Source organism: Ammoniphilus sp. CFH 90114, assembly GCF_004123195.1.
Classification (GTDB): domain Bacteria; phylum Bacillota; class Bacilli; order Aneurinibacillales; family RAOX-1; genus YIM-78166.
Genome location: NZ_SDLI01000002.1, coordinates 263120 through 289497, shown reverse-complemented (window position 1 = coordinate 289497; position 26378 = coordinate 263120). Strand labels below are relative to the sequence as shown.

Annotated in this window: 21 protein-coding genes and 1 pseudogene; 4 read left to right on the top strand and 18 right to left on the bottom strand. The window is 44.3% G+C overall.

What is annotated here, in order from left to right:
* Nucleotides 1–100 precede the first annotated feature (100 nt).
* Entirely contained in the window at nucleotides 101–1609 is a 1509-nt protein-coding gene (locus EIZ39_RS06080) for a malate:quinone oxidoreductase (RefSeq protein WP_129198507.1), read from the top strand.
* A 155-nt stretch (nucleotides 1610–1764) separates the two neighbouring features.
* Here EIZ39_RS06080 and EIZ39_RS06075 read toward each other — a convergent pair whose 3' ends face one another.
* The 4 genes from EIZ39_RS06075 to EIZ39_RS06060 form a co-directional block, all read right to left on the bottom strand.
* Entirely contained in the window at nucleotides 1765–3465 is a 1701-nt protein-coding gene (locus EIZ39_RS06075) for an ATP-binding protein (RefSeq protein WP_164984929.1), read from the bottom strand.
* Nucleotides 3466–3687: 222 nt separating this feature from the next.
* Entirely contained in the window at nucleotides 3688–5001 is a 1314-nt protein-coding gene (locus EIZ39_RS06070) for an efflux RND transporter periplasmic adaptor subunit (RefSeq protein WP_129198503.1), read from the bottom strand.
* A 14-nt stretch (nucleotides 5002–5015) separates the two neighbouring features.
* Nucleotides 5016–8135 (bottom strand): efflux RND transporter permease subunit, encoded by a 3120-nt coding sequence (locus EIZ39_RS06065; protein ID WP_129198501.1) that lies wholly within the window; start codon nucleotides 8133–8135, stop codon nucleotides 5016–5018.
* Complete coding sequence (locus EIZ39_RS06060; RefSeq protein WP_129198499.1) at nucleotides 8132–8605, bottom strand: MarR family transcriptional regulator; 474 nt, start codon at nucleotides 8603–8605, stop codon at nucleotides 8132–8134. The genes EIZ39_RS06065 and EIZ39_RS06060 overlap by 4 nt, the downstream gene beginning before the upstream one ends.
* A 285-nt stretch (nucleotides 8606–8890) precedes the next feature.
* On the opposite strand from EIZ39_RS06060, the gene EIZ39_RS06055 reads away from it, so the two are divergent.
* Complete coding sequence (locus EIZ39_RS06055; protein ID WP_129198497.1) at nucleotides 8891–11512, top strand: calcium-translocating P-type ATPase, PMCA-type; 2622 nt, start codon at nucleotides 8891–8893, stop codon at nucleotides 11510–11512.
* Nucleotides 11513–11569: 57 nt separating this feature from the next.
* On the opposite strand, the gene EIZ39_RS06050 is transcribed toward EIZ39_RS06055, so the two are convergent.
* From EIZ39_RS06050 to EIZ39_RS06035, 4 genes are read right to left on the bottom strand one after another with little or no spacing between them, the layout of a single operon-like run.
* The gene (locus EIZ39_RS06050) at nucleotides 11570–12151 is read right to left on the bottom strand and encodes a protein kinase family protein (RefSeq protein ID WP_129198495.1); all 582 of its coding nucleotides are present in this window, start codon (nucleotides 12149–12151) and stop codon (nucleotides 11570–11572) included.
* Between the two features lie 33 nt (nucleotides 12152–12184).
* Nucleotides 12185–12835: a phosphatase PAP2 family protein gene (locus tag EIZ39_RS06045; protein ID WP_129198493.1), complete on the bottom strand. Its 651-nt coding sequence runs from the start codon at nucleotides 12833–12835 to the stop codon at nucleotides 12185–12187.
* A 45-nt stretch (nucleotides 12836–12880) separates the two neighbouring features.
* Complete coding sequence (locus tag EIZ39_RS06040) at nucleotides 12881–13318, bottom strand: DUF6376 family protein (RefSeq protein ID WP_129198491.1); 438 nt, start codon at nucleotides 13316–13318, stop codon at nucleotides 12881–12883.
* A gap of 32 nt (nucleotides 13319–13350) precedes the next feature.
* The gene (locus tag EIZ39_RS06035; RefSeq protein ID WP_129198489.1) at nucleotides 13351–14151 is read right to left on the bottom strand and encodes a TerC family protein; all 801 of its coding nucleotides are present in this window, start codon (nucleotides 14149–14151) and stop codon (nucleotides 13351–13353) included.
* Nucleotides 14152–15254: 1103 nt separating this feature from the next.
* On the opposite strand from EIZ39_RS06035, the pseudogene EIZ39_RS06030 reads away from it, so the two are divergent.
* A pseudogene (locus EIZ39_RS06030) lies at nucleotides 15255–16170 on the top strand (IS110 family transposase).
* Nucleotides 16171–17099: 929 nt separating this feature from the next.
* On the top strand, nucleotides 17100–17246 hold the full coding sequence (locus EIZ39_RS27240; protein ID WP_483296023.1) for a TMEM164 family acyltransferase: 147 nt from the start codon (nucleotides 17100–17102) through the stop codon (nucleotides 17244–17246).
* Between the two features lie 87 nt (nucleotides 17247–17333).
* On the opposite strand, the gene EIZ39_RS27235 is transcribed toward EIZ39_RS27240, so the two are convergent.
* Genes EIZ39_RS27235 through EIZ39_RS05980 form a run of 10 tightly spaced genes read right to left on the bottom strand, consistent with a single transcriptional unit; the run spans nucleotide 17334 to nucleotide 26375 of the window.
* Entirely contained in the window at nucleotides 17334–17474 is a 141-nt protein-coding gene (locus tag EIZ39_RS27235) for a UbiD family decarboxylase domain-containing protein (protein ID WP_240675718.1), read from the bottom strand.
* The gene (locus EIZ39_RS06020) at nucleotides 17417–18043 is read right to left on the bottom strand and encodes a UbiX family flavin prenyltransferase (protein ID WP_129198487.1); all 627 of its coding nucleotides are present in this window, start codon (nucleotides 18041–18043) and stop codon (nucleotides 17417–17419) included. The genes EIZ39_RS27235 and EIZ39_RS06020 overlap by 58 nt, the downstream gene beginning before the upstream one ends.
* A 60-nt stretch (nucleotides 18044–18103) precedes the next feature.
* Entirely contained in the window at nucleotides 18104–18886 is a 783-nt protein-coding gene (locus EIZ39_RS06015) for an enoyl-CoA hydratase/isomerase family protein (protein WP_164984928.1), read from the bottom strand.
* Nucleotides 18887–18919: 33 nt separating this feature from the next.
* Nucleotides 18920–20479: a class I adenylate-forming enzyme family protein gene (locus EIZ39_RS06010; RefSeq protein WP_129198483.1), complete on the bottom strand. Its 1560-nt coding sequence runs from the start codon at nucleotides 20477–20479 to the stop codon at nucleotides 18920–18922.
* The gene (locus tag EIZ39_RS06005) at nucleotides 20470–20979 is read right to left on the bottom strand and encodes a (2Fe-2S)-binding protein (protein ID WP_129198481.1); all 510 of its coding nucleotides are present in this window, start codon (nucleotides 20977–20979) and stop codon (nucleotides 20470–20472) included. Before EIZ39_RS06005 ends, EIZ39_RS06010 begins: the two co-directional genes overlap by 10 nt.
* Before the next feature lie 6 nt (nucleotides 20980–20985).
* Nucleotides 20986–21855, bottom strand: coding sequence for an FAD binding domain-containing protein (locus EIZ39_RS06000; RefSeq protein WP_129198479.1), 870 nt, complete (start codon nucleotides 21853–21855; stop codon nucleotides 20986–20988).
* A 21-nt stretch (nucleotides 21856–21876) separates the two neighbouring features.
* Nucleotides 21877–22335: an SRPBCC family protein gene (locus tag EIZ39_RS05995; RefSeq protein WP_240675717.1), complete on the bottom strand. Its 459-nt coding sequence runs from the start codon at nucleotides 22333–22335 to the stop codon at nucleotides 21877–21879.
* 29 nt (nucleotides 22336–22364) lie between these two features.
* Nucleotides 22365–24755, bottom strand: a complete 2391-nt coding sequence (locus EIZ39_RS05990; RefSeq protein ID WP_129198477.1) for a xanthine dehydrogenase family protein molybdopterin-binding subunit — start codon at nucleotides 24753–24755, stop codon at nucleotides 22365–22367.
* Nucleotides 24752–25372 (bottom strand): nucleotidyltransferase family protein, encoded by a 621-nt coding sequence (locus EIZ39_RS05985; RefSeq protein WP_129198475.1) that lies wholly within the window; start codon nucleotides 25370–25372, stop codon nucleotides 24752–24754. The genes EIZ39_RS05990 and EIZ39_RS05985 overlap by 4 nt, the downstream gene beginning before the upstream one ends.
* A complete protein-coding gene (locus EIZ39_RS05980; RefSeq protein WP_129198473.1) occupies nucleotides 25356–26375 on the bottom strand; it encodes an XdhC family protein in 1020 nt (339 codons plus the stop codon). The genes EIZ39_RS05985 and EIZ39_RS05980 overlap by 17 nt, the downstream gene beginning before the upstream one ends.
* Between the last annotated feature and the right edge of the window lie 3 nt (nucleotides 26376–26378).

Here is a 26378-nt window from a genome sequence, read left to right as displayed (position 1 = left end):
TTGATCCAGAAAAGGTGTTTGACCACCCTAGCTTACTGTCACGCCTAAGCAGGAGCGCCTACATCCTTTCTGTAAATCTTAGGATATAAGGATGGTTAAAATGACTAACAGACAAACTAAAACAGACGTCATCTTAATTGGTGCCGGAATTATGAGTGCGACTTTGGGAACACTTCTGAAGGAATTAGTACCGGACTGGAGAATTACAGTGTTTGAGAAGCTCGCAAACGCAGGAGAAGAAAGCTCTAACGAGTGGAACAATGCTGGAACGGGACATGCTGCACTGTGTGAGCTTAACTACACCGCCGAAAAACCGGACGGATCCATAGATATTAGCAAAGCTATCAAAATTAATGAACAATTTCAAGTTTCCATGCAGTTTTGGTCCTATCTTGTAAACAGCAATCTGATTCGTAATCCGCAGGACTTTATCATGCCATTACCTCATATCAGCTTTGTACATGGGGAACAAGATGTCAACTTTTTAAAGAAGCGATTTGAAGCTCTATCTAGCAATCCTTTGTTTAAGGGGATGGAATTTTCCGATGACCCGGCCAAATTGATAGAGTGGATCCCATTAATGATGAAGGACCGCCCATCCAATGAACCTATAGCTGCAACAAAAATCGACTCTGGAACGGATGTCAACTTTGGCGCTTTAACCCGTATGTTAGTTGACCACTTAAAGAGTAAAAACGTAGGCATCCACTACAATCATAGTGTCAATGATATTAAACGTACTAGCGATGGATTATGGGAATTAAAAGTACGAAATCTCGATAACGGTACTGTTGAACATCATCGTGCCAAGTTCGTCTTTATCGGAGGCGGGGGTGGAAGCCTGCACTTGCTTCAAAAATCCGGTATCCCTGAAGGTAAACATATTGGAGGATTCCCGGTAAGCGGAATATTTATGGCGTGTAATAATCCAGAAGTGATAGAACAGCATCACGCAAAAGTATACGGTAAAGCGAAAGTTGGGGCACCACCTATGTCTGTCCCGCATTTGGACACAAGATATATTGACAATAAAAAGACCTTACTATTTGGCCCATTTGCCGGTTTCTCACCGAAGTTTCTAAAATCTGGTTCCATGTTCGATTTAGTAACTTCCGTCAAACCCGATAATGTCTTAACCATGTTGGCTGCAGGGGCAAAAGAGATGTCACTGACTAAATACCTGATACAACAAGTTATGTTATCAAAAGAACAGCGCATGGAAGAGTTACGTGAGTTTATCCCGGACGCCAGAATTGAGGATTGGGATTTAGTCATAGCGGGCCAACGTGTCCAAGTTATTAAGGATACTGAAGCAGGTGGCAAAGGAACTCTTCAATTTGGTACGGAAGTGATTAGTGCTGCTGATGGCTCAATAGCTGCATTGCTTGGTGCTTCTCCGGGCGCGTCTACCGCTGTTTCTGTCATGCTTGAAGTAATGAAAAAGTGCTTCCCACAACATATCAATGCATGGGAACCAAAATTGAAGGAAATGATTCCTTCTTATGGTGTGTCGCTTATGACAAAACCAGAACTCATCGAAGAAATTCATGCATCAACTGCGCAGACGCTCGGCCTAAGCGAAGAGTTGCTTTTACAATTAGTACACTAATATCATAGATTTATTATTATCAGAAATTCTTCCATTGTATTCAAAAAGGACTTCTCAATTTTGTGGGAAGTCCTTTTTTTTCAAGGGAGGGGTAGAAAAAAGAACCTAGTAGTAGTATACTGGGTTCTTTTAATTGCTCATCAAATTTGTATGTTTCACTTTGAATATTGCAACAAAGGAGGGTTGCTCGCTTTTGAGATATTTACAGAACCATCGTTGCAATATGGTAATACCACATAAACCGTCGTCCCTTTTCCCATCTCACTTTCAAACGAGAGATCCCCATTATGCTCTTGTACAATCTTTTTACAAATCGTAAGACCCAAACCCGTTCCTTTTTCCTTTAAACTATAGAATGGCTGACCTAGTTTTTCCATTCGCTCTTCGGGAATTCCCATGCCGTTATCTATTACGGAAACTAAAACGAATGCTTCCCCCTGGGATTGCACTCTCAGCCTAATCACTCCTCCGCTCGGCATGGCTTCGATCGCATTTTTCATAAGATTAATGAAGACCTGTTTGATCTGGTTTACATTACATGTAATCATAGGAAGTTCTTCATCGATCTCTGCCTCCAGTTGGATATTATGAAGTATGGCTTGAGGAGTAAGCAGAAGTGTGACCTGTTCTAGTATCTCCCTGATAGGGACCGTCTTTCTCTCCGCTGCTAGCGGTTTTGCCAAATATAATAATTCATTCGTAATAGCTTCGATCCGATCCAATTCATCATCCATAATACCAAGATAAGAAGAAGGATTATCCTTCTTAATCAAATGGATGAAACCCTTTAATGTAGTCAGAGGGTTCCTTAATTCATGTGCGATTCCTGCTGCCAGCTCTCCAACAAGAGATAATTTTTCTGTATTTCGCAAGAACTCGTCGGTTTTCTTTTGTTCTGTAATATCTCTATACACACCTGAAAATCCAATAACGTGGCCGTTCCGGTCATATATTGTGGAGACAGATATACTCACGTGAAATGGCTCCCCATTCTTTCGCAATCGGACGGCTTCATATCCAATGACGGATCCATTGGTCTTCGTCTGTCTGCGAAACCGGGAAGCCTCTTCTTGATATTCAGCAGGAATCCATGGAAGGGTCTTCCTCCCCAACACTTCCCCTGCCCTCCATCCTGACATTTTCTCAAAAGCGGGATTGATTTTTATAATTCGTTCATCACGATCTAGAATCACAATTCCATCTGCATTATGAGTAATATAAGATTCAAGCTGTTCCTTCGCTTCATGTAAATCGTGAACGGTCTTCTCCATATCCTCTTGAGACTTCTTAAGCTTCATCAGGGTTTGCTGTGACCCTCGCAAGGATTCAATAAGATGAAAAGCAACAGCTCCTCCTAGGAACGCAGCACCAGCGTAAACAATCCAAAAATCAAAACGATGGATCGTTAAAACGTCTGGAAGGATGAAAAGCAAAATCAACACAGTAGCAACCAGCGTAATGTACCAGCTGAAACGGTAAGACCTTATCAGGGGCGGAAGAATGACCCCAATGAGGGCATCCAGCCCGAGAATCAAGATGGGTATAGAGTAATCACCAAGTGGTTCGGTCAAAGAGAATCTTCCCATAGACGCTAAGATCCAAGCAGGAAAAGCGGAAGCCCATCCCCCATAGAAAGCAGCTAATAAAATAGGAAGGTGCCTAAGGTCTACTAATCCACTCTCTAGCTGAAAGCGGAAAAACATGAGAACGACACTCACAAATCCAAAACTAAAGCCAAGAACTACTCTCGATTTTAGTGGAGAATCTCTGAAAACAGGTTCCTTACAAATATAATAATGAATGATAAATACCATAGACAAAAAAAGGGCTGCATTAATGATCATATAACTTATCACAATTATACTCCTTAAGGCCAACATTAAAACGGATTGGCATAAGTAATGCTTTCATATAAAACTTTTAACAATATCAAATTATATACATGTATTCCATCAATTTACTCTATAAATATAGCATATTAAAACCCTTCATCACCAGTAATTCATCTTTTTTACATATTTATAAAACAAAAATGGACTTCTTCGAAAAGAAGTCCTTTAAATATAAGCAACGATGACTTATTGGGTATTTTCCTGAACATCCACTTTTACACCATCAACTAAAAGGGTTTGGCCTTTTACGACCACTTGATCTCCAGCATGGAGACCTTCTTTGATTTCCACTTGTTCGCTTGTTTCTGTTCCTGTCGTGACTTCCACTTTCATTGCTTTGTTTTCCTCTAACTTATAAACAAATCTCTTTCCTTGTTCCTCAACCAACGCTTTACGTGGGATAAGGGTTAATTTTTCACCGCTACCGGAACCAAAACGAACGTGTACGACCATGTCCGCTTTCAATTCCAGGTTCGAATTAGGGATGCTAATCTCAACCGGATAGGCTTTTACATCATTATTCATAATGGGGCTGACGGCTGTCACTTTTGCTTCTAACTGTTTATTTAAGGTTGGTATTTCTACGTTCACATTACTTCCTACTTGAATTTGAGTTAATTCCTGTTCCGAAACATTCGTTTTCACCTTAACCGGATCCATACGGGCCATACTGACTACAGGGGATTGCGGCCCGACGATCTGTCCCGTTGAACCGTGAACGATGGAAACGATACCTGTAATAGGAGCCGTTACGGTTGCGTTAACCAATTGGCTTTGCGCATTTTCTAAAGCAACTCGTGCTTGATCAACAGATGCTTTAGTCACTTGAACACCATTTTTATTTTTAGCATGCTCAAGATTTTTCTTTGCGTTATCATAAGACAACTTCGCGTTTTCCAAAGAGGTCTGTGCATTTGCTAAGCCTATCTGTGCATTTTTCAATGCCGTTTCGACTCTCTCTAGCTCCGAGTTGGGTACTGCTCCTGCCGTATGCAACTGTCTTGTACGTTGCTCAGCCATAGTCGCATCCTGTAGAGCCTGCTCTTGCTGTGTCACTGCATTCTGTGCTTGAGTAATGGCATTTTGATATTGAATCACCGAAGACTCGGCCTGGTCAATTCCTTGTACAGCACCGCTTTCTGCTTGTTTTAGATTGGCTAAGCTTAATCGATAAGCGGCTTCTGCCTGTTTTACGCTGTTGGCAAGATCCGTTTGATCTAAGGTGAACAGAACCTCTCCTTGTTGAACAAACTGTCCAAGAGAAACGTTAATCTTCTGGATTTTACCAGAGACTTTAGGTGACACGTCCACGGCTTCATCTGGGGATAGTTTTCCCGTAATGGATGCTCGTTCCTCAATCGTTCCCTCCGATACCTTTTCTACTTGAACCGGAACAACTTGTTCTTCTGCCGATTGTATGACAGGCTCAGCTTTTGTACAAGCTGATAAGGTCACGGAGAAAGCTAGTATTGAGATCAAAATATATCGGTTTGTCTTCATCTATTCCTTCCCTTCTAAGCCTGAACACTTGGTTCCGGACTTGTTTTCTTTGTTTTGCGGTTCTTCAGCTTTTGTTTCATATCATCAAATAACGTATAGACGACAGGAATGAGGATTAAAGTAATCACTGTTGAAAAACTTAACCCAAAGGCTACGACGATGGCCATCGGCGCCTGACCTTCATTCCCCGATCCTCCCCCGAAGGCTAATGGCAAAATCGCCAAGATCGTAGATAGGGTTGTCATCAGAATAGGACGCAAACGAATAGGTCCAGCTTTTAAAATCGCCTCGTTTCGCTCTACTCCTTCTCCTCTTAATTGATCTACGAAATCAATTAACACGATTGCGTTGTTCACAACGATACCAATGAGTAAGATATAACCGATTAACGCCATGACACTAAGAGGGGTATCCATGATAAGAAGACCCGCTACGACCCCAATAAAGGTAGGAGGAATCGAGAACATGATGATAAATGGGCTTAAAAGAGACTCAAACTGAGCAGCCATGACCATATAAACGAGGACAATGGAAAGAAGCATCGCTAAGCCCAAGCTAGTGAAGGATTCTGCCATATCCTCACTCTGCCCTCCAACTTGAACAAAGTAACCTTCAGGAAGTTGAATTTGGTCTATCTTTGCCTGCACGTCCCTCATAATGGAGCCCAAGTCACGACCAAAAATATCACCGGAAATCTGTACCTCTTTTGTCTGATTCGCACGCTTAATCGTTTGTGGAACATCTTCTTTAATCAGCGTAGCTACCGAAGTCAAAGGTATATTCGCCCCTCCTGGGGTGGTAATGCGAAGGCGCTCTAAGTAACCAATATCTTCTGTGTATTCGGCTGGAAGCTTAATTCTTACGTCGATTTCGTCTTCCCCTGTGCGATAGGTTGTCGCTTTTTGCCCATCGAAGGCTGTGCGTACCACACCCAGAATTTGTGAAGTATTCAATCCGTACAAGCTCGCTAGCTGTGGATCAACACGAACCTGGAATTCCTGTTGTTTAGCATCCAGAGAGGTTTCTACATTGACAGCACCTTGAACCTCTCTGATTTCACCCGCAATAATTTGGCTTATGTCTTCCAACACGGCCAAATCATCACCACGAAGACTGACTTGGATTGGTGCACCCGTGTCCATTCCAGACATTTCTTTAACTACGATTTCTACCCCAGCAATGGAACTCAGGTTTCCTCTAAGCTCGTTGACTACTTCTTCTGAAGAGCGCTCTCTCTGTGCTAAATCTACGAGGAACATATACATTTCAAGTTTATTACTTGAAGCCGCACCGCCAATGGGACCTGAAGCTCCGCCACCGACTGAGCTGAATAACATATCAAATTCTGGTACATCCATTACGACTTTTTCGATTTGCTTTGATACCTTTTCGGTCTCGTCTATAAGCGTACCTGGAGGTAATTTTGCCGTTATCGTGAGCATTCCTTGGTCCATCTTTGGAATAAATTCCATCCCAACCATAGGAACCAATGCCCCTGCACCAATAAACATCGCAATCGTTAGGGATAGTACAGATTTGCGGTGGCTTAAAGACCAACGAAGTAGTTTAGAATAAATATCCACTAACTTTTCAAATCCGATATTAAACCAGACCGCTATGTTTATGCCACGATATGTACCACTTCGATAGACGTGCTCATCCGGTATTTTCTTTAACATACGAGAACTCAGCATAGGAACAAGCATAATAGAAACAACAAGAGCTGCTATGTGGGAGAAAATAACGGTTAACGCAAGCGGACCAAATAGCTCTGCTGCTAAGCCTTCTACAAAAATGATAGGAAGGAATACTACAATCTGAGCTAATGCAGAGGCCATAACCGCATTCCCTACCTGCTTAGACCCCTCTTTTGCTGCTTGCAGCATACTCTTTCCTTGTTGACGTTGCCTAAATATATTTTCAAGAATGACAACGGCAAAGTCTACTAAGGAACCCAAACCTAGTAACAAACCACTCAAGGAGATTAAGTTAATGGTCTGTCCTGTAAAATACATGAGAGAGAATGTAGCAATAACAGAAATAGGTAAGACAATGGATACAACAAGTGTAGATCGAACACTATTTAGGAACAGATATAGAATGAGAACGGCAAAACCGCCCCCTAATAACGCATGCTCCGCCACAGTAAAAATAGAGTCGCTGATATACTTGGAGTTATCCATTACGACCGTAAGGTTCATACCTGATGGTAGATTGGCCTTCAGGTTTTCTATCTCCTCAATGACATCCTTGGCTATGGATACCGTATTACCTCCTGACGCCTTAGTTACCATTAAACCAAGAGTGGGTTCACCATTAAAGTAACCCTTTTGTGTCATTTGCTTGTATGTATCTTCGATCGTTGCAATGTCCTTTAATAAGATGCTTCCACCAGCAACAGGGATGGGAGTAAGTCCAAAGTCAGCAATCTGCGCAAATTCTCCCTGAACTCGAATATTAAGTTTACTGTCCCCTTGCCTTACTGAACCAGAGGCTCCGGAAAGATTGGTTGCAGATAAGGCCATTCGTACCTGATCAAGCGTAATACCGTAGGTTTGTAACTTGGCAGGATCAAGTTGCACATCCACCACTCGATCTCTTCCCCCTGTCACAGAAAGAGATGCCACTCCTCCTACCCTTTCTAATCGAGGCTTAATGACATCATCAGCATAGCCTTTTAACTCTGTTAAATCCTTGTCCCCATTCAAGGCAACAATGATAATAGGTTGGCTATTGGGATCGAGCTTTAGGATCAATGGAGCTTTCGCAGAGTCGGGTAGCATTCCCCGTACTTGATCCACTTTATCCCTCATATCTAAGGTAGCTTGATCTAAATCTTTCCCCCACTTAAATTGAACAATAACTTGTGAGGCACCCTCAACCGAATTAGAAGAAATCTGATCGACTCCCTCCACGGAACCTAACGCTTCTTCTATTGGTTTCGTCACCAGTTTTTCTACTTCGGCAGGTGTACCTCCGTCAACGCTCGTCACGACTACTGCTACCGGTACATTAAGTTCCGGGTAGAGATCAACCGCCATCTTAGGAATGGAGATTAATCCAAAAATAATCATAGCGATGAGGATCATCCAAACCGTGACTGGACGACGGATGGAGAACTCAGATAAATTCACACCACTTCACTCCCTCTCTTTTCTTGAATACTCTTGAGTTTTTTTTCTAGGAGTTGATTGACCAATTGAAGCGAATCATACAAAGAATCCAACTGCTTGGAATCTACTTCTCTCAAATCTCCTACTAAAAAATTCAGAAAAAAACCTTCATTAAATATAGGGCATTTCTTCTCTAAACATTCCATTTGATCTGTTAAGGAGACCCATACGACGCGGCGGTCCTGGTGATCACGTTTACGGATCACAAGTCCATTACGTTCTAACCGATCTACTATTCCTGATACTGTACTATAGGATAGATCTATGGTCTTACTAATTTCTCCAATGGTCATAGGTTTGTCCTTAATGGTACCAAGGACCACAGCCTGGGGAAGCGTGATTCCATACTTCGATAACTCCATGGTCATTAGAGCGAAAAAGTCGTTATTTCCCTTTACGAGAAGTTTCCCTATCTCCTGTAGACGATCCATTATTCCTCCTCATTACATTTCGCTTGCCGAATATTTTCAAACACAAAATAAATGATACTTAACTTATATATTTCCTGTCAAGGAATATTATTCCTGCAGTTGCAAGTGCTAGTTTTGTTGCAAACTAGTAAATTGGTCCTACTTTTAAAAAGTTTAACAAAGTTTTTAAAAAGATCAGTAAAATCATATATAAAAATAACTTTGCTGTAGGTAAAATGGTGATAATCGATAAAAGTATAGCGTTTGAACATACTAGAGGCACTGATAAAGGAGGGGATTTTTCTAATGAGTGGTTTTTTTATGAAAACATCAAGAGACGTGTTAGATGAACTGAACGTTACGGAAAAAGGTTTAGTATCAGAAGATATAGAGAAACGTCGAGATCAATACGGATATAATGAATTGGCTGAAGGGAAAAGAAAAACAGCAATTAGAGTCTTTTTCGAACAGTTTAAGGACTTTTTGGTCATTATTTTAATTGCAGCAGCTATTATTTCAGCTTTTTTAGGAAAGTTTGAGAGTACGATTGTCATCTTGGTCGTTATCATCCTGAACTCCATTCTAGGAACGGTTCAGCATCTGAAAGCAGAACAAAGCTTAAATAGTTTAAAAGCCCTTTCTTCTCCAACGGCAAAGGTCGTAAGAGACGGTCAGAAGGTTGAGATCCCTTCTAGGGAACTGTTGGTCGGCGATATCCTTTTTCTTGATGCAGGTGATTTTGTAAGTGCAGATGGGAGAATACTAGAGAATCACAGTTTGCAAATTAATGAAAGCTCCCTAACAGGCGAGTCCCTAAGTGTCGAGAAGGACGTTGACCCCATAGTTGAGAAGGATGTTCCTATTGGTGATAAAAAGAATATGGTTTTTTCTGGCAGCTTTGTTACCTATGGACGTGGTGTTGTCGTTGTGACAAACACTGGCATGAAGACAGAGATTGGGAAGATTGCCAATTTGTTAGACTCAGCCAAGGAGAAAAAGACACCGCTTCAGGCAAGTCTTGATCAATTTGGAAAAAAACTTGCGGGTATTATCATTGCTATTGCGATCCTTATTTTCATATTAGATATCCTAAGAGGAAACGAGATTGCTGATTCGTTTATGTTTGCCGTGGCATTAGCCGTAGCAGCCATTCCGGAGGCATTAAGCTCCATTGTGACCATTGTATTAGCTTTTGGAACCCAGAAGATGGCGAAAGAAAATGCCATTATCCGAAAGCTGCATGCTGTAGAAAGTTTAGGAAGTATATCCGTGATTTGTTCTGATAAAACAGGTACGTTGACTCAAAACAAGATGACGGTTCAAAAACTCTATGTGAATCAAAAGGTCATGGAACATGACCAATTACATTTAGAGAATCCAATTGAAAAAAGAATTCTATTCATGTCTCTACTATGTAATGATTCCGTGACCATCGATAAAAAGGAGATCGGAGATCCAACAGAAATCGCGCTGGTAGATCTAGGTGAAGAATACCAATTAGATGAACTGATGATCAGGGAAGAATACCCAAGGCTCGGAGAATTGCCTTTTGACTCTGATCGCAAAATGATGAGTACAGTCAACCATTATGAAGGTCAGACCTTGATGGTTACAAAAGGCGCATTGGACGTCCTTTTACAACGAGTAGCGAGGATAGAAACTTCGGATGGCATTATAGATTTTACCGAAAAACATCGACAAGAAATAGAGAATGTAAATCGTGATTTTTCGATGAGCGGTCTTCGGGTTCTTGGGTTTGCCTATAAAGAAGTAGACGAAGGCACAACCATAGGTTTTGTAGATGAGAAGGACTTAACGTTTGTAGGTTTAATTTCCATGATGGATCCCCCAAGAGCTGAATCCGCAGCAGCTGTAGCTTCTTGTATTGAAGCAGGCATTAAGCCGGTTATGATTACCGGAGATCATAAGATTACAGCATCTGCCATTGCTAAGCAGATAGGTATTCTTAAAGATGACTCAGAAGCAGTAGAGGGCTCTGAAATGGAGAAATGGAGTGATCATGAACTTCAAGAAAAGGTAGCTTCTCTCTCCGTTTATGCAAGGGTTTCTCCAGAACATAAGATTAGGATTGTAAGAGCTTGGCAGGAAAAAGGGAATGTCGTTGCGATGACGGGAGACGGTGTCAATGATGGACCTGCTTTGAAACAAGCTGACATTGGAATCGCCATGGGGATCACAGGGACAGAAGTTGCGAAAGAGGCATCGTCTATGGTTCTAACGGATGATAACTTTTCTACCATTGTAAAAGCGATCTCTAATGGAAGAAGCATCTACGCCAACATTCAGAATTCCATTAAGTTCTTATTAGCTGGAAATATGGGTGGGGTTTTGTCTGTTCTTTACGCATCCTTATTAGCTTTGCCTGTTCCCTTTGCTGCCGTACATTTACTATTTATTAACCTTCTTACCGACAGTTTGCCTGCTATAGCCATCGGACTTGAGCCTCATAATAAACAGATAATGAAGGAAAAGCCTAGAGATATTAACATCCCTCTTTTAAATAAAACCTTTGCGAAACGGGTTTCAGTTGAAGGTGTCATCATCGCCATCTCAACCTTAATTGCTTTTCACATGGGTTTATCGACCGGAGACACGATGGTGGCAAGTACCATGGCCTTCTCCACCTTATGCTTAGCAAGATTATTTCACGGTTTCAACTCAAGAAGTAGCCAGACGTTATTAAATATCGGTGTCTTCTCGAATCCATATCTATGGTATGCTGTCATCATTGGAGTCGTACTGCTGCACTTGGTTTTACTTTTCCCACCGCTGATGAGTGTATTTGAAATTGCTAATCTGAATGCAGCACAGTTTGCAACCATTTATATTTTGTCTTTCATTCCTCTTGTGGTTATTCAGTTGTACAGAGTAATTTTTTTCAAAGTAAGGAGTAATTTCGCTGAATAGAAAAATGGCTGCCTTTATGATGGCAGCCATTTTTTAATAACTAACATAGTAGCATGTTCAATCCCTTTTCGTACGCGTCAAAGTCTGTAAAAGATTCCGCTTATACAAGGCTGCAATCAGATTAAGAATAAATGCCGGGATCTTCTTTGGAAAAAAACGCAAACGATAAAATCTATTGAAAGCTACCTTAAGATCATCCCATTGGGTACATTCTTTTGATTGTCTAAAGCGAGCTACATCAATCAATTTTATTTGGTCATTTGTCGTAATCATAATATTTCGAAGGTGAATGTCTGATGGATTCAATCCTTTTGCCCTTGCTAACCTTAATGCTTTATCCACTTCCGTAGTATGCTTGTCTGTAATTTCAATGCCTTTCGTTAAACATTCAAACAAGGTATGACCTTCAATGTAATCTATAACCAAATAGTTTGGGCCAGTCTCATGAAGCTCAGGGTAATATCTCACTCCCTGCAGTACCTGGTAAATAGAAGCCTCCTCCTTAGCTAAATGAGTAAAGGAAGGGAAAAATATCTTAACTACTTTATCCGTCGATTGGATTCGATAAACGAACGCGCTCCTCCCTTCGCCAATCAACTGCAAGGAAGGATCTCGGACAAGTTCAACATCGGGTATCAAATTAGAAAAGTCCTCCTAAACACCAAAGGTGCATTATATTTGCCTCAATCTTGCCCCATTCTTGAATTCAAATATTGCCAGACAAAAAGTAAGCCATACCATACCTGCCGTATACCCAGCTATCACATCGGTTAAATAATGAACGCCCAAATAAAGTCGACTAAAACCGATCAGTAGAATGAGCATCACCAGCAAACTGCTCAATAAGAACTTCACCCGACGATGGACCTCACTCTTTTGTACCAGATAGTAGATAAATCCGTAAAAAATCAAAGAACCCATGGCGTGACCACTAGGAAAACTATATCCGCTTGCTTCATATTCCAGCAAGATGTTAGGGCGTTCACGTTCAAAAAATAGTTTTAACCATTTATTCAATAACCCTCCACCACCAACAGCAAAAAGGAAGCAGAGGATAGACCAAAGACTATGCTGTAACCACCATAAAGTCCCGGCCACAAAAAGAGTAAAGAAGGCAAACCACCATACCGATCCGGTCTCTGTAAGAATTCCCATAGCGGTCAGCATTCCTGGTTGATGAAGAGCTGCTATGACTTCTACAACCAAAATATCTATTTCGATCGGGTCATTTAAATATAAATCTCTTGCCAGCACTATAAATATAACAGCAGATAAGACTAATATCGCAGCCCTAATTATCCACCCTCTAACTACCAGTTCCATACTTCATACCACCCATATCGCTTAAAATGCAAAAGTAACGTCAGTTTATAGTCCTAAATTTTCAATCCGATTCAACAAACTAATTACATCATTAATTGTATTAAAAATTTGTGTATTTTCGATACGATCCAAAACGACATTCCCATTCTCCACTACCTTATTTAATTCATCTAACAGAGCTTGGTTTTTCACAATTAACTGCTCATGAATGCTTTCGGCCAACGAAGGAACTTCAATCTTGTTAAAGTCAATTATATTTGTTTTCAATTCATTCAATTGACTCTCCAGTTCTTTTCTGGCCTCTGGACTTAAAGCTGCATCCTCAAGCAATTGCGGTGCCTCTTCTGCAAAGCTACTTAGTGTATCTAGTTGTTTCTTAATTTCGTTTGCATACTCTAATGAATGATTAACTTCCTCTGAAAGAGAACATGCACTTAACATGAATGCTGACAAAATGACAACCATGAGAATTGCCTTCTTCATCTACTCCAGCACCTCTTTTCATTTCATTGAAATTAAACAGCCTTCCCTTGCTGCTGAGCTACTTCTCCACCTTCGTCCTTAGATAAGAACCATCCTCCTACAGCAATAAGAATAAGCACGCTATAGAACGTAATTTTCCAGGCTGGCTGACTAGTGAAGCCGTCAGGAAGAATAGCGATAGCTGGGTGAGACAGCGTATAAGCTGCCAGCTTTACCCCTACCCAACCTACGATGAAGAAGGCTGCAACTTCCAAACCCGGTTTGCGTTGCAAAAGATTAACAAATACATTAGCAGCAAAACGCATAATAATAAGTCCGATAAAACCTCCTGCAAAAATAACTAGAAACTGCCCTCCATCCATGCCTCCTATTTGAGGTAAGTTCGATTTTGGAAGGGCAACTGCTAAGGCAACCGCTGCTAGGATGGAATCGACTGCAAACGCAATATCAGCTAGTTCTACCTTAAAGACAGTCATCCAAAATCCAGAACCCTTTTTCTTTTCACCATGACCTGCTTTCATAGCTACTTCCTCTTCTGCCTTTTTCACAACTAACTTTCTAAAGATATGGGATATCGCAATGAATAGAAGATAGATCGCTCCAATTGCTTGCACCTGCCATACATCGACAAGAAATGAAATGATAAACAATGAAGCAAGACGAAATACAAAAGCTCCTGCCAAACCATAAAATAGAGCCTTCTTCCTTTGTTCGTCAGGCAAATGCTTTACCATAATCGCCAAAACTAAAGCGTTATCCGCAGCTAGAAGCCCTTCCAAAGCAATGAGAACTAATAAAACCCACCCATACTCAAACAATAATGACATTTCCATTCTCTTCTTCGCTCCTCCTTATTTTAGAAAAAAAATGACCTTTACCATATCTCGGTAAAGGTCATAAAAATATAAATAACCTTTACCGTTTCGTATGGTAAAGGTCTCGCTAACAACATATAGTTGCCAACAAAGCCGAGGGATAACCCTGAAATGACGACTTTGCTGTACCAGCTACTCCCCTTTAGAGGAATATTCGTTTGTAAGAATATAATACATTGATTATAGATTTCCGTCAATCTTTTTTCGGTTACATAACAAACTATTTGTCATCGGCGCCAAGAATTAATACATTGCTCAAATTTATTTAAGTAGACTCAGCCTCAACAAGCGGCCACCGTCACTAGGGCGTGTTTCCCTCGGGGGCGTGTTCTCGTATAAGCAATTTTTGTTTCTTCCAATATTAGCACCAAAGGATAGAAATTGATTAAGGAGCAGCCATAACGAACTGCTCCGATACAAACGTGTTCCTTAAGATTACCATAACTTTATTTATAGAAAAATCGCAATAAACATTAATCCTAATCCTAGAAGAAACGCGCCAATCAAATCATAATTGTCCAATAGAAATGTTAATTTACTTTGATTGGTGAAGTCATATGAAATAACTCTTTTTCTTAACCAGAAACCAAAAATAATAATAAACAGAAACCCAAACAGAAGTAACATAGGGGTATCTTTTATATAAATTTTACTTTCCATATTTTCACCTACTATTAAGATTTCTCTAGTGACTTTTAGGTTATATGGATATAAAAGCAAACTGACGATTTTTATTTAACCCACTCCCATTTAGTTTAGTCAATGAATGAGTCTGTTAAAAACGCCAAGTGGAAGTAACGACTCCCGTCGTATTATAAGGTCAGCCAGTTTTTTCTGGTTGATCTTTTTTCATTATTAGTTTTTATTTTTACGGTAGCCGGGGGAGAACGACCGACTCCCTGGGACTATGATCCCGTCGCTAAAACTGTTCGCCCCCCTACTTGTAGAAACCATGTTTTAGCTGGTTGGGACAATGGATCTCGTATCACAAGCGATGTTGTGGAACTGCAAGCAGTATTAGGGGTTACCGGCATATTTCAATTTTAGAAAGGATGAGATGTATGAATCCAGTCATTGGTCTGGATATTTCCAAGGGGCAAAGTCAAGGACAAGCATTTTTAAAGAAGGGACAACCTCACGGTAAGAGTTTTTCTTTTGTTCATACTCAGGAGGGGCTTCAATATTTTTTAAACCTAATTAAGGAGGTTGAGTCACGTACAGGTCAATTGCCTACTGTAATGTTAGAGTCAACCGGGCATTACCAAGCAGCTGTAGTTCAATTCTTAGAGGAGCATGATATATTCTACATTGTGGTGAACCCGTTAATTTCGAACCAAGCGAAAAAGTCCTCTCTTCGAAAGGTGAAAACGGATGCCGTGGATGCCTTTCAACTTTGGGAGTTGTACTACAAGGAAGAGTTCGAGATATACAAACACAGAGGCATAAAGCTATTAAACCTTCGCCATCTGACAAGGCAATTTGAATCTCTGACAGATATGTATGTTCAAGCGAAATTACAATTTCATGCAGTATTAGATCAGGTTTTTCCTGAGTACAATGGAGTCTTTGGAGATCTGTTTTCGAAGATATCTCTCTCCTTCTTACGGGAATTCCCTACCTCGCAATCCATTGAAGATGCAGGTGAATCTACCCTAGTTGAGAGAGTCGCTTGTATTTGTACCAGCCGTTCTGAGCGTTGGGCTAAAGAAAAAGTTCAAGTCATTATGACTGCTGCATCACGTAATCCATTCAAGAAAACAGCCTACGAGAGCCATTTGATCAGCCTACAGTTGTATATCGACTTACTTCTCCAATACCAAGAGCATCTATCCAAGTTAGAAGTTAAGGGAATTCTATGACAAGAAAAGAGAAGAAGGAAAACCATACCGAGTAGCTATGATTGCCTGTGTAAACAAGCTTCTTCATTGGATTTATGCCCTATTAAAAAACAAAGAAACGTTCCTTGATCTAGCTTAATCTCCAAATTTCATCAGCACTTGAAAAACCTTCCTTTAGGTATTTGGAAGGTTATTTGGCATGCTCACTTTTAGTATAACATCGGATTTTAAAAATTTAAGAGACAAGTATTGACAACCTATTAGCTGGTTTTAGCATAATAAATGATGCTAAACTTTGGATGATAACCATTATTGCACCAGCTACCCAAAGTAGGATAATAACAGGGGTAGCTTCAGGAATCTGCTTATTTCAACGCTTGTAGATTTCCATTAAAAGCCCGATTCTTCTCTAAAGACTAGAGAAATCGGGCTTTACTTCTTTAACTATCAAATCTCTTTAGTTGAATAACCATCTACCTTCTCCTTGGAAGTAAAACGCAATCGCAAGAATAATCAATACAACTATAAAGGCTAGTTTTTGTCCAACTGGTTCCGGAAACATAGTTACACCTCAAACGATAAAAATGGGTTTGTGTCGATGATCCGATGATATCGATCTCGGTTAGAAAATAGTTCCAATGTATATATTCAACGATTGGTGTAACGAAATTAATGGCTATCCCTGCACCATTCAGGAAGAAAATTATATTAAAAAGTGCTTTTTGATAACGACTTTTAGGGAAAATTTCTTTGTACTTTCTATTTAGGAAAACCTGTAGAATCCCAATTAGAATTTAATAAAAAAGCGAAAATCATTATATTATCGTCATTGAAATTGGTATCAGTAAAATTGACTCCCACAGATTCACCTCCAACTTTAATGTCCTAATTCTACCATCATTATTATTAACTTGCCTCTAGTTGCGTAATGTAAAGATGAGCAGCCGTGCGACTGCTCCGAAGCTAATGATCCCCGTTACCAAATCCATGCCACAATCAAAATATTGCGTTCAACTGATTTCATGGAGGGGTGGCTCTCGCCTGTTTGTTAATGGTGGTATCCTCTAAATATCGACGACCCATCGTTCTATATGGGTAACCGTACTCATTATTAACCTTTATGGGGCTTGTGTATTTTTCATTAATAAATGGCTAGGTTCGAACTACCTGCTACCTGTACATTATGAAAAAACCCGGGAATACTTCCCTTCTTGATTATGGCAGGAGAACGACTGGACGATTCTTGATGCGGGATTGAATCGCCCGAAACGGAGAAAACATGGCAAGAAGCATTTGATCAATTTACTTCACATCATAATGACCCGCAAAAGCAGCAAACATGACGTTCTTCGGCTCCCCATCGTTTCGCTTTTTCATCGAAACGACTAAATGATAGCGGCAGGTCCCTCCGAGGGTGAGGTGAACGCCTGAAACCGTGGGCACCGTGTTTCGAATCGACTCCAGCGCTCAAACAGCTTTGCATCTATGCCAAATTGATCCAATGCCTTCCCCACACTCTGATTCACAATATCGTCAAGGCTAGTGGGCTTATGATAAAAGCTCGGGACAGGCTGAAGAATGACTCCTCCCATTTCCGTAACGGACAGCATCAGCTTGATATGGCCGAGATGAAGCGGCGTTTCGCGAAGGAGAATCACCAGCTTTCTACGTTCCTTTAACGTGACATCAGCGGCTCTAACCAATAGATGATCGTTGTAGCTGTTTGCGATCCCTGACAAGGTTTTAATCGAACAAGGGGCAATGACCATTCCATCGACTAAAAAAGACCCGCTGAAAATCTTCGCTCCAATATCGCGATCATCATAGAGATGCGTACAAAGAGATTTGACGTAAGCCAGGCTATAGGACGTCTCATGTTCAATCGTTCGGACTGCAGAGCCGGTGATGACAGCATGGGATTCAATCCCCAGCCGATGGAGCGTTTCGAGGATCCTGACACCGTAGATCGCTCCGCTCGCCCCGGATATTCCTACCACAAACTTCTTATTCACAGCATAGCCCCCCAAATGGAATAAAGGGGGAGCCCAGCCAGCCTGCCCCCCTTTCCTTCCTTACTTTCCTGTAAAATTCGGCTTGCGCTTTTCTACAAACGCTGTTGTCCCTTCCAGGTAATCCTGCGTGCTGCGAAGCAATCCATAGGCTTTGCCTTCCAGCTTAATCCCTACGCTGATTGGGCTATCCTCCGAAGCATTCAATACCTCTTTCGCTACCTTTTGAGCGAGCGGAGAGAAGCGAACAAGCTCGGCAACCAGAGAATCTACTTCCGCCTCTAACTGGTCCTTCGGCACCACCTTGGTTAATAGACCCCATTGGTAGGCTTCCTGGGCAGGAATGCGGCGAGCACGCATAATCATATCCTTCGCACGGGTAAGGCCCACGATCTTCGCGATCCGCTGCGTTCCGCCGCTGCCTGGGATTTGCCCTAGATTCATTTCCGGCAGCGCTAATTGGGTGTCTTCTGCCGCAATGCGGAAGTCGCAAGCCATGGCGATTTCGCAGCCAACGCCAAAGGTATAGCCTTGAAGCTGAGCAATGACCGGCTTAGGCGATCTTTCCGGAGCTGCAACATTGACGGCCAAGTGAGACAATTCTTCTTGATGGACTTCCAAGAACCCATGGATATCTCCCCCGGCCGTAAAGCACTTGTCTCCTGCACCCTTAATAATGATAACCCGCACTTCTTCATCCCGGTTCAGCTCATCGAAGATTTGCGTCAAGTGTTGGCGACCCAGCATGCTCACAAAGTTCATTTTTTCCGGACGGTCCAGAATAATCGTTGCGGTTTGCTTTTCTCTATTTTTCTCTACCGTAATGTGATCGTATTGTTGGTTCATATCTATATTCTCCTCTCAAATGTGAACAGTAGTTTAGGAAACGGCATTATTTCTTGCTTCATATTCAGAATAGTCGCCTTCACGCAGCTTTCTGCGCAGGATTTTACCAACTGGACTCTTCGGAATCTCAGTCACAAAAACATACTTTCGAGGTCTCTTAAAATTCGATAATTCGGCGCTGGCCTTACAGTACTGGTCCAGCTCCTGCATGGTGAGCAGGGAATCCTTCGGCACCACATAGGCGGTGACAATCTGTCCCCATCGTTCATCCGGCTCCCCGACAATCGCTACTTCAGATACCTTCGGATGCTTGGCTAGGAGATCTTCGACCTCCAAGGGATGAATGTTTTCCCCTCCGGAGATAATCATGTCATCCACGCGGCCGACGACAAACAGATCCCCGTCTTGATCGAGCACGCCCAAATCTCCCGTAAAGTACCACCCCTCTCTAATCGCCTTGGCTGTTGCATCCGGGCGATTCCAATACCCTTTGAAGGCTTCTCCTGATTCCGTGTTGGCGATAATTTCACCCACTTCTCCGATTCCTACGACATCATTCGCCGTCGATTTGCCATCCGGATCAGCCACCACCAGCCGGATATTCTGATGAATCCCGGGCTTTCCGGCAGAGCCTGGCTTGGCGGCGACATCTGGACAAATCGTAAAGGTATACACTTCAGTGCTCCCGTAATGGTTCACAAAAATGTTGGGCTGAAGCATGGCCTTGCACTTTTCAGCCAAAGCGGTCGTCATTGCCGCTCCGGCATAGCCAATCTTTTTCAGATGCGACAAATTGTATTCGCCAAAGCGAGGATGATGGAGAATATCATGATAGAGGGTCGGTACCAGATAGACACAGCTAATCTTCTCTTCGCTCAACACTTTTAGCGCGTCCTCGGAATCGAAATCAGGCAGGATCGCGAATTTTCCATTGAGAACCAGCATGGAAAGTAATGAACGCATCCCCATCGTGTGATATAATGGCATTACGCCAAGTGTGCTCTCACCATCGGCATACTGGTTTTGTATGGTATGGGCCAAGGCTGCTGAGTACTCGTTCATGTGCGTGCGCGGTACTCCCTTTGGTCTGCCCGTTGTTCCCGATGTATACAGCATGAGCGCGACATCCGTCTCTTTGACATCGGGCCTCTCGTATCCATCTGCCCCTTTATCTACTAGCTCCTTGTACGTAACCTCTGCTTCACAGTCATCCTCTAGCCCAACAAGAAGAGGGCTGTTCTGGAACCTCGCCATTTTTACCGCATCCTTGCTTGCTCCCTCATAGACGACCACCTTAGCACCCGCGTCATTAACGCAGTACTCCACTTCTTCACCTGATAATCGGAAGTTAATCGGCGTAAATACCGCTCCAAGCTTCTGCACTGCCCAATACAGGATCACGGTTTCAAGGCGATTCTTGAGAATGATCATGACACGGTCCTGCTTCCCCACTCCATGCTTCTGGAGTGAGGAGGCGACTCGAGTGACTTCATTGCTCAACTGCTGGTAAGTATAGCGCTGTTTTCCCTGTACGAGAGCGATTCGGTCGGGGAATCTCTCCACGCTAAAATCAAACAGGGTTCCTAGGTACATAGCTTCATCTCCTTGTCTTCGTCGACATTCTTTTCTTTTACCGTTTTTTCTATGGCTTTTACAATGCCGTCATATCCAGTACACCGGCAGAGGTGACCGGACAGCATCTCTTTAATTTCTTTCGTGGAGGGACATGCGTGCTGCCTTAAGAAATCATCGGTAGACATCAGAATTCCCGGCGTACAGAATCCGCATTGCAAGCCATGGCATTCGGAGAAATTCTGCTGAAGCGGCGTCAGGCTACCCGGTTGGGCTAATCCCTCCACCGTCTTGATTTCCTGGCCATCGGTTTGAACCGCGAAGAGCAAGCAGCTTCGGACCGCCGATCCATTGACTTGAACCGTACATGCCCCGCATACGCCATGCTCGCATCCCACATGGGTTCCCGTTAGCCCGCAGTTCTCGCGGAGAAAGTCGCTGAGCAGCAGGCGAGACTCCACCGTTTCGCGGTACTTCTTTCCATTAATTTTGACTTCAATGGTATGAACGTGATGATCCACTTTTGCTCACCCCTTTGCTTTTGTGTAGGCTTGACGAAGAACATCACCCGCCATCACCTTCGCCAGATGCCTGCGGTAATCGGCGCTGGCATGAAGGTCGGTCTCCGGGTCCACTCGTTCTTCTACGATGTCTTGAATGCGTGCGATGATGGAATCGCTCAGCTTCTCACCCACGAGCAGGTCGAACGCTTCTTCAATCCACAGCGGAACCGCATCCACCCCGCCAAGAACCAATCTTCCTGCAGCAATCCGGTCCTGTTGATCCAATACCATGTGACAAGCACCCGCTACAAGAGCAAAATCGCCATGGCGCCGGCTAAATTCGGTAAAGGCATAGCCCTGGCGTTCCACGCTCCAGGGAATCTGCACCTGGGTGAGCAGCTCGTTGGGCAGGATATCCGTGGTCAGGTACGTGATAAAAAACTCCTCTGCCTTCACTTCTCTCGTTTCCTCAAGCGAGGAGATCTGAACTGAACCGCCTAAAGTTAAAAGCGTCATCGGCAGTTCTGCCGTCGGGTCAGCATGCACCAAGCTTCCCCCCACGGTACCCCGATTTCTCGTTTGTACGTGGCCAATATAAGGAATTGCCTCGCTCATCAACCCCACTCGCTCCCGAATGACGGGGGAATGCTCCAGTTCGCTTTGGCGGGTTAAGGCACCAATCCGCAGAATAGGGCCATCCGCTTCGATATAGCGAAGCTCCGGAATTTGATTAATATCAATTAAGCACTTCGGTGTGGCTAACCGCATGTTCATAATCGGCACGAGGCTTTGCCCCCCTGCAATGACCTTGGCTTCATCTCCAAGCTCATCGAGAAGCTTGAGGGCTTCTTCCAGCGTGCTGGGTCGCAGATAATCGAATGCAGCCGGTTTCATTCCATCGTTCCCCCTTCCCCGTTATGAACCTACGGCTTGTTTAACCTCTTTGCTGAACTTTTTGAAAAAGTCATTAATAATCAGCTTCGCCACACCACCGAGCATGCGCTGGCCGATCATGGCCACTTTTCCGCCAACCTCTGCCTCATACTCATAATTCAAAGTGGTGGTATTCGCATCCACGGCTGACAGGTCGACCACCCCGGTCGCTTCCACATGTCCCGGGCCGCCTTCCCCTTTCACAATCAGCTTATAGCGCTTCGGTTTCTCCAGATCCGCCAATTCGATCGTAGAGGAATAGCTTCCTTTTACCGCTGCGATCCCGACGGACAAATCCGCTTTATACTTGCCTTCTTCCACCAGCTCCAGCTTATTGCAGCCCATAATGCACTTGGCCAAAACCTCCGGGTTCAGCAGGACATCCCATGCTTGCTCCACTCCAGCTTCTAATGTGATACTTCCCTTTCCATTCATGCTCATGCACCTCACCATTTTAATTAAGTAGGATTCTATCGAAGTAATTTCCAAATATAATTCGGGCTCAAAGGCAACGTATCAATCTTCACACCAAAACCTTCCAGGGCATCGCTCACGGCGTTCGCCACCGCTGCCGGCGCGCTCATCGTATTGCCCTCCCCCAGTCCCTTCGCCCCCAGCGGGGTTAGTGGTGACGGGGTCTCGATATGCTTCAGGGTCACACGCGGAATCTCAGGAGCCGTCGGACATAAGTAATCCATGAACGAACCGGTCAGGAACTGCCCGCGATGATCATACATCAGCTCTTCATATAGCGCTCCACCTATGCCATGCGCTAGACCGCCATAGATTTGGCCATCTACAATCTTCGGATTTAATAGCGTTCCGGCATCATGTACGGTGAAGTAATCTTCGATCCTCACCTCTCCCGTATCCGGCATCACTTCCACCAGCACCAAGTCCGCGACAAAACCATAGGTTGCTGAAGAATTGATCAAATCGTTCTCATCCGGCTGGATCGCTTGAGGCAGCGAGAAATACGCGGTTTCATAGATACCGGCCTCCATGTCAGCTGGCAGGTCTGCTGGATTCCAGTGTGCCAGTCCCGTCAGCCTCCTTAAGGGAACCTGCTTTTCCGGCTGCTCCTTCACAAACACTTTGCCCTCTTGCAGCTCTAATTCGTCTTCTGACGTGTGGAGCAAAGACGAGGCAATCTTGATCAGCTTCGCTTTTACTTTGCCTGCGGCATGGTACACGGCACTGGATCCAAGAGCGGCAAATCGGCTGGAGTAGCTACCCGATGCAATCGACCAGGCGCTCGTATTGGTATCAAGTTCAGCGATTACACGGATTCGTTCAGCGGGAATGCCCAGTACATCCGATACGATCTGTGCGGTGACCGTTTCATGCCCCTGGCCGGACGGTGTTGTACTGATTCGTACGGTGACATTTCCCATCGGATCAATGGACACCGTTGCCGCTTCCGGACACCCGGATTTAGGCAAGGATTTCGCCCGTTCCTCCGGCGTGAGGGCGATGGTGACATAGCCCATGTTGGAGCCGGACGGTTCTACGATACAAGCGAACCCGATTCCCAGGTGTCGGCCTTCTTTTCTCGCCTCTTCCTGACGTTGTCGCAATTCCTGATATTTCCCCGTTTCCACCACCAGGTTAAACGCTTTAACATAATCTCCGCTGTCGTACACACCGCCAGTAGCCGTGCGAAACGGAAACTTTTCCGTCGCGATCAGGTTTTTACGTATTACGTCAACCGGATCCAGCTGAAGCTCCTGAGCGATGATGTGCATCATGCGTTCTAGAGGAAAATAGGTTTGCTGGCCGCCATAGCCGCGGATTAATCCCGTCGGACATTTGTTGCTCATCACGGCCATCGTTTCGAGCTCTAGGTTCGCAACATCATAGGCACCCGTCGTATTCCCATGATTCCGGTAAAGACAAGCCGGTTCCGGGGCGCGGATATACGCTCCTACGTTATCGATAAACTTCATCCGAAATCCGGTGACCTTGCCATCCTTCTTGACCGCGGCTTCAATATACGTGACCCGGTCCGTCCCGCTGGAGCTGCTCATCAAGTGCTCTTGTCTGTCCTCAATCCACTTCACAGGGAGCCCCAGCTTCTTGCTTACGGCAGACATCAGGACGATATACGGAACCAAGCCGGCTTTAATCCCGTAGCTTCCTCCGTTATCCTTCGGTGTAATGAGCCGCAAGTGGCTGCTTGGCACTTTCAAGGCCTTCGCCATCAAGGAATGAAGAATAAACGGGCCGTGAAAATTAGCGTGCACCGTATGGACTTCCGAAGCGTGATCATAACTGGCCAGGACGCCATAGGTTTCTACCGGGGTTGCGCTATATTTAGGAAATTTAAACTTGTGCTTGATGATATGGTCGGCTTCCGCAAAAGCCTGATCGGCATTCCCATAATGGAAATAGCGATGGTTGGCTACATTGGATCCAACCTGTTCATGCAGGATGGGGGCATCGGGTTCCGCGGCCTGTTCCACATCCACTACAGCGGGAAGCGGATCATATTCCACCTTGATTTTTTCCATGGCATCCTCAGCGATATAGCGATTCTTTGCCACAATCACCGCAATGGGCTCCCCGACATATCGAACCTTCTCGATGGCGATCGGGTAATATTCCACCGGGGCCGTTACCCCCACTGGCAGATAATCGAGATCCTGGCGCAGATCCTGGCCTGTCAGGATGCCCTCTACGCCTGCCATTTTAAGCGCTTCGCTAACATCAATGCTTTTAATCCGGGCATGCGGAAGCGTGCTGCGCATGATCATCACTTGCTTCGTGTTCGGAAAAACCGGCAAATCATCAATATAGGTCCCCTTGCCGGTCAAAAGTCGGGCATCTTCCACCCGATTCATGGGCTTTCCTAGCGAACTCATCTACGAACCTCCTCGCCTATTAATCTTGCATAATCTTCCATCGTATCGATGTCATTTATGGGTTCGTCATCAAACTCGACCCACTCTATCTGATCGGACAAGCTTCGAATGATGTCCTTTCCGCCCTGATCCCCCTTCACCTTTAGGAGCTGAGGAAAAAGATCTCTAGTAAAGATCACCGGGTGACTTTTCTGGCCTCTGTAAGTCGCTTGAATGATCGGGTTTTCAACTCGATAAAACCGTTCTACTAATTGATCGATGATTGCCGACTGCATGTGCGGCTGATCGCCTAGTAGAACCATCACCGCATCCGCCTCTAGCGGGAGCGACTTCAATCCTTCGATTAAAGATGTCGACATCCCTTGCTCGGCCTCCTCATTTCGGACCATACGATCCGCACCTGAAGCTTGAACGGCCTCCTCCAGCTCCTTCCACTGCGGGTTGATCACCACAGCGACCCCATCCAGCTTGGATTGCACGGCTGAATGGATCATATGCTGGATCATTGGCCTTCCTTTAAAAGGGAGGATCAGCTTGGGAGAACCCATTCGCCGGGAAAGCCCTGCAGCCAAGACTAATCCCCAAATGGTTCTTGTCGGCTTAGATGACGGATGCATACCAATGAAACTCTCCTGCCTTTTCTTTAAGCGAGGAGGAGGCCATGGCTCCCCGATAGCAAGCGGTCAGTTCGCTTAGAATGCTAAGGGCAATTTCCTCCGGCGTTTTCGAGCCGATATCCAATCCGATAGGGCTATGAATGCGTTTTAATTTTGTAGCCTCCCATTGACATTCCATATGTTCCAGCAGCCTTTGCGTACGATGCCTTGGACCCAATACCCCAATATAAGGCACATCCGACGGGAGCGCATGAGTCAGCATCAATTGATCCTGCTCGAAGTGATGGCTCATGATCACGACATAGGTATGGGCATCGAGCTCCACGGCAGGCGCCTTCCCCGCTGGCGTATAAACGAGCTGATCCGCACTGCCGAAGGGAGGCTGGTGGAGATAGCCTGGGCGATGGTCCGCCACGGTCACATGCCACCCCAAGTCCTTGGCTCCCTTCACCACAGGAACAGCGTCTGGCCCAGCGCCAAACACGAGCAGCTTGGGAACCGGTGTGATGCGATCATGAAAAAGCTTCCACACCGCAAGCGATAGGTCCCTTCGCTCCGTTGCCAACCACTTCTCCCCAATCCTGTCGGGATGAGGACCATCGATGATAGTGACGACCGTTTGGGTTTCCTGAATCAGCCGGGTCACTGACATTTCTATCAGTTCGGAGCGATCAGGCTGTTGAATGGGATTGTAGAGCTCTAAAAAAATCTGAATAGCCCCATTGCAGCCGACGCCCAATCCCCAAAGGTCACTTGCTTCTCCGCGAAAATCATAGATAATCGTTTTGGGCTTGCGCTGCTGCAAAACGTCCTTAGCATGTTCTTCGATGTCTTGCTCCACACAGCCGCCGCTAAGAATTCCTGTTAATATGCCATCCTCGGAATAGAAGCATTTCGTCCCTTCCTTTTGATAAGCCGAGCCTTCAACCTGAATAATGGTGGCCAGGACACCGGATCGCCCTTCCCTTTTGCATCTGAGCAGTTCCTTCATGATATTAGACATGGA

Excerpts from the sequence above, each read along its gene's own strand:
- EIZ39_RS06080 (WP_129198507.1), top strand. The coding sequence starts at position 101 with ATGACTAACAGACAAACTAAAACAGACGTCATCTTAATTGGTGCCGGA.
- EIZ39_RS06070 (WP_129198503.1), bottom strand. The coding sequence starts at position 5,001 with ATGAAGACAAACCGATATATTTTGATCTCAATACTAGCTTTCTCCGTG.
- EIZ39_RS06060 (WP_129198499.1), bottom strand. The coding sequence starts at position 8,605 with ATGGATCGTCTACAGGAGATAGGGAAACTTCTCGTAAAGGGAAATAAC.
- EIZ39_RS06055 (WP_129198497.1), top strand. The coding sequence starts at position 8,891 with ATGAGTGGTTTTTTTATGAAAACATCAAGAGACGTGTTAGATGAACTG.
- EIZ39_RS06045 (WP_129198493.1), bottom strand. The coding sequence starts at position 12,835 with ATGGAACTGGTAGTTAGAGGGTGGATAATTAGGGCTGCGATATTAGTC.
- EIZ39_RS06040 (WP_129198491.1), bottom strand. The coding sequence starts at position 13,318 with ATGAAGAAGGCAATTCTCATGGTTGTCATTTTGTCAGCATTCATGTTA.
- EIZ39_RS06035 (WP_129198489.1), bottom strand. The coding sequence starts at position 14,151 with ATGGAAATGTCATTATTGTTTGAGTATGGGTGGGTTTTATTAGTTCTC.
- EIZ39_RS06015 (WP_164984928.1), bottom strand. The coding sequence starts at position 18,886 with ATGAACCAACAATACGATCACATTACGGTAGAGAAAAATAGAGAAAAG.
- EIZ39_RS06010 (WP_129198483.1), bottom strand. The coding sequence starts at position 20,479 with ATGTACCTAGGAACCCTGTTTGATTTTAGCGTGGAGAGATTCCCCGAC.
- EIZ39_RS06000 (WP_129198479.1), bottom strand. The coding sequence starts at position 21,855 with ATGAAACCGGCTGCATTCGATTATCTGCGACCCAGCACGCTGGAAGAA.
- EIZ39_RS05995 (WP_240675717.1), bottom strand. The coding sequence starts at position 22,335 with ATGAGCATGAATGGAAAGGGAAGTATCACATTAGAAGCTGGAGTGGAG.
- EIZ39_RS05990 (WP_129198477.1), bottom strand. The coding sequence starts at position 24,755 with ATGAGTTCGCTAGGAAAGCCCATGAATCGGGTGGAAGATGCCCGACTT.
- EIZ39_RS05985 (WP_129198475.1), bottom strand. The coding sequence starts at position 25,372 with ATGCATCCGTCATCTAAGCCGACAAGAACCATTTGGGGATTAGTCTTG.
- EIZ39_RS05980 (WP_129198473.1), bottom strand. The coding sequence starts at position 26,375 with ATGTCTAATATCATGAAGGAACTGCTCAGATGCAAAAGGGAAGGGCGA.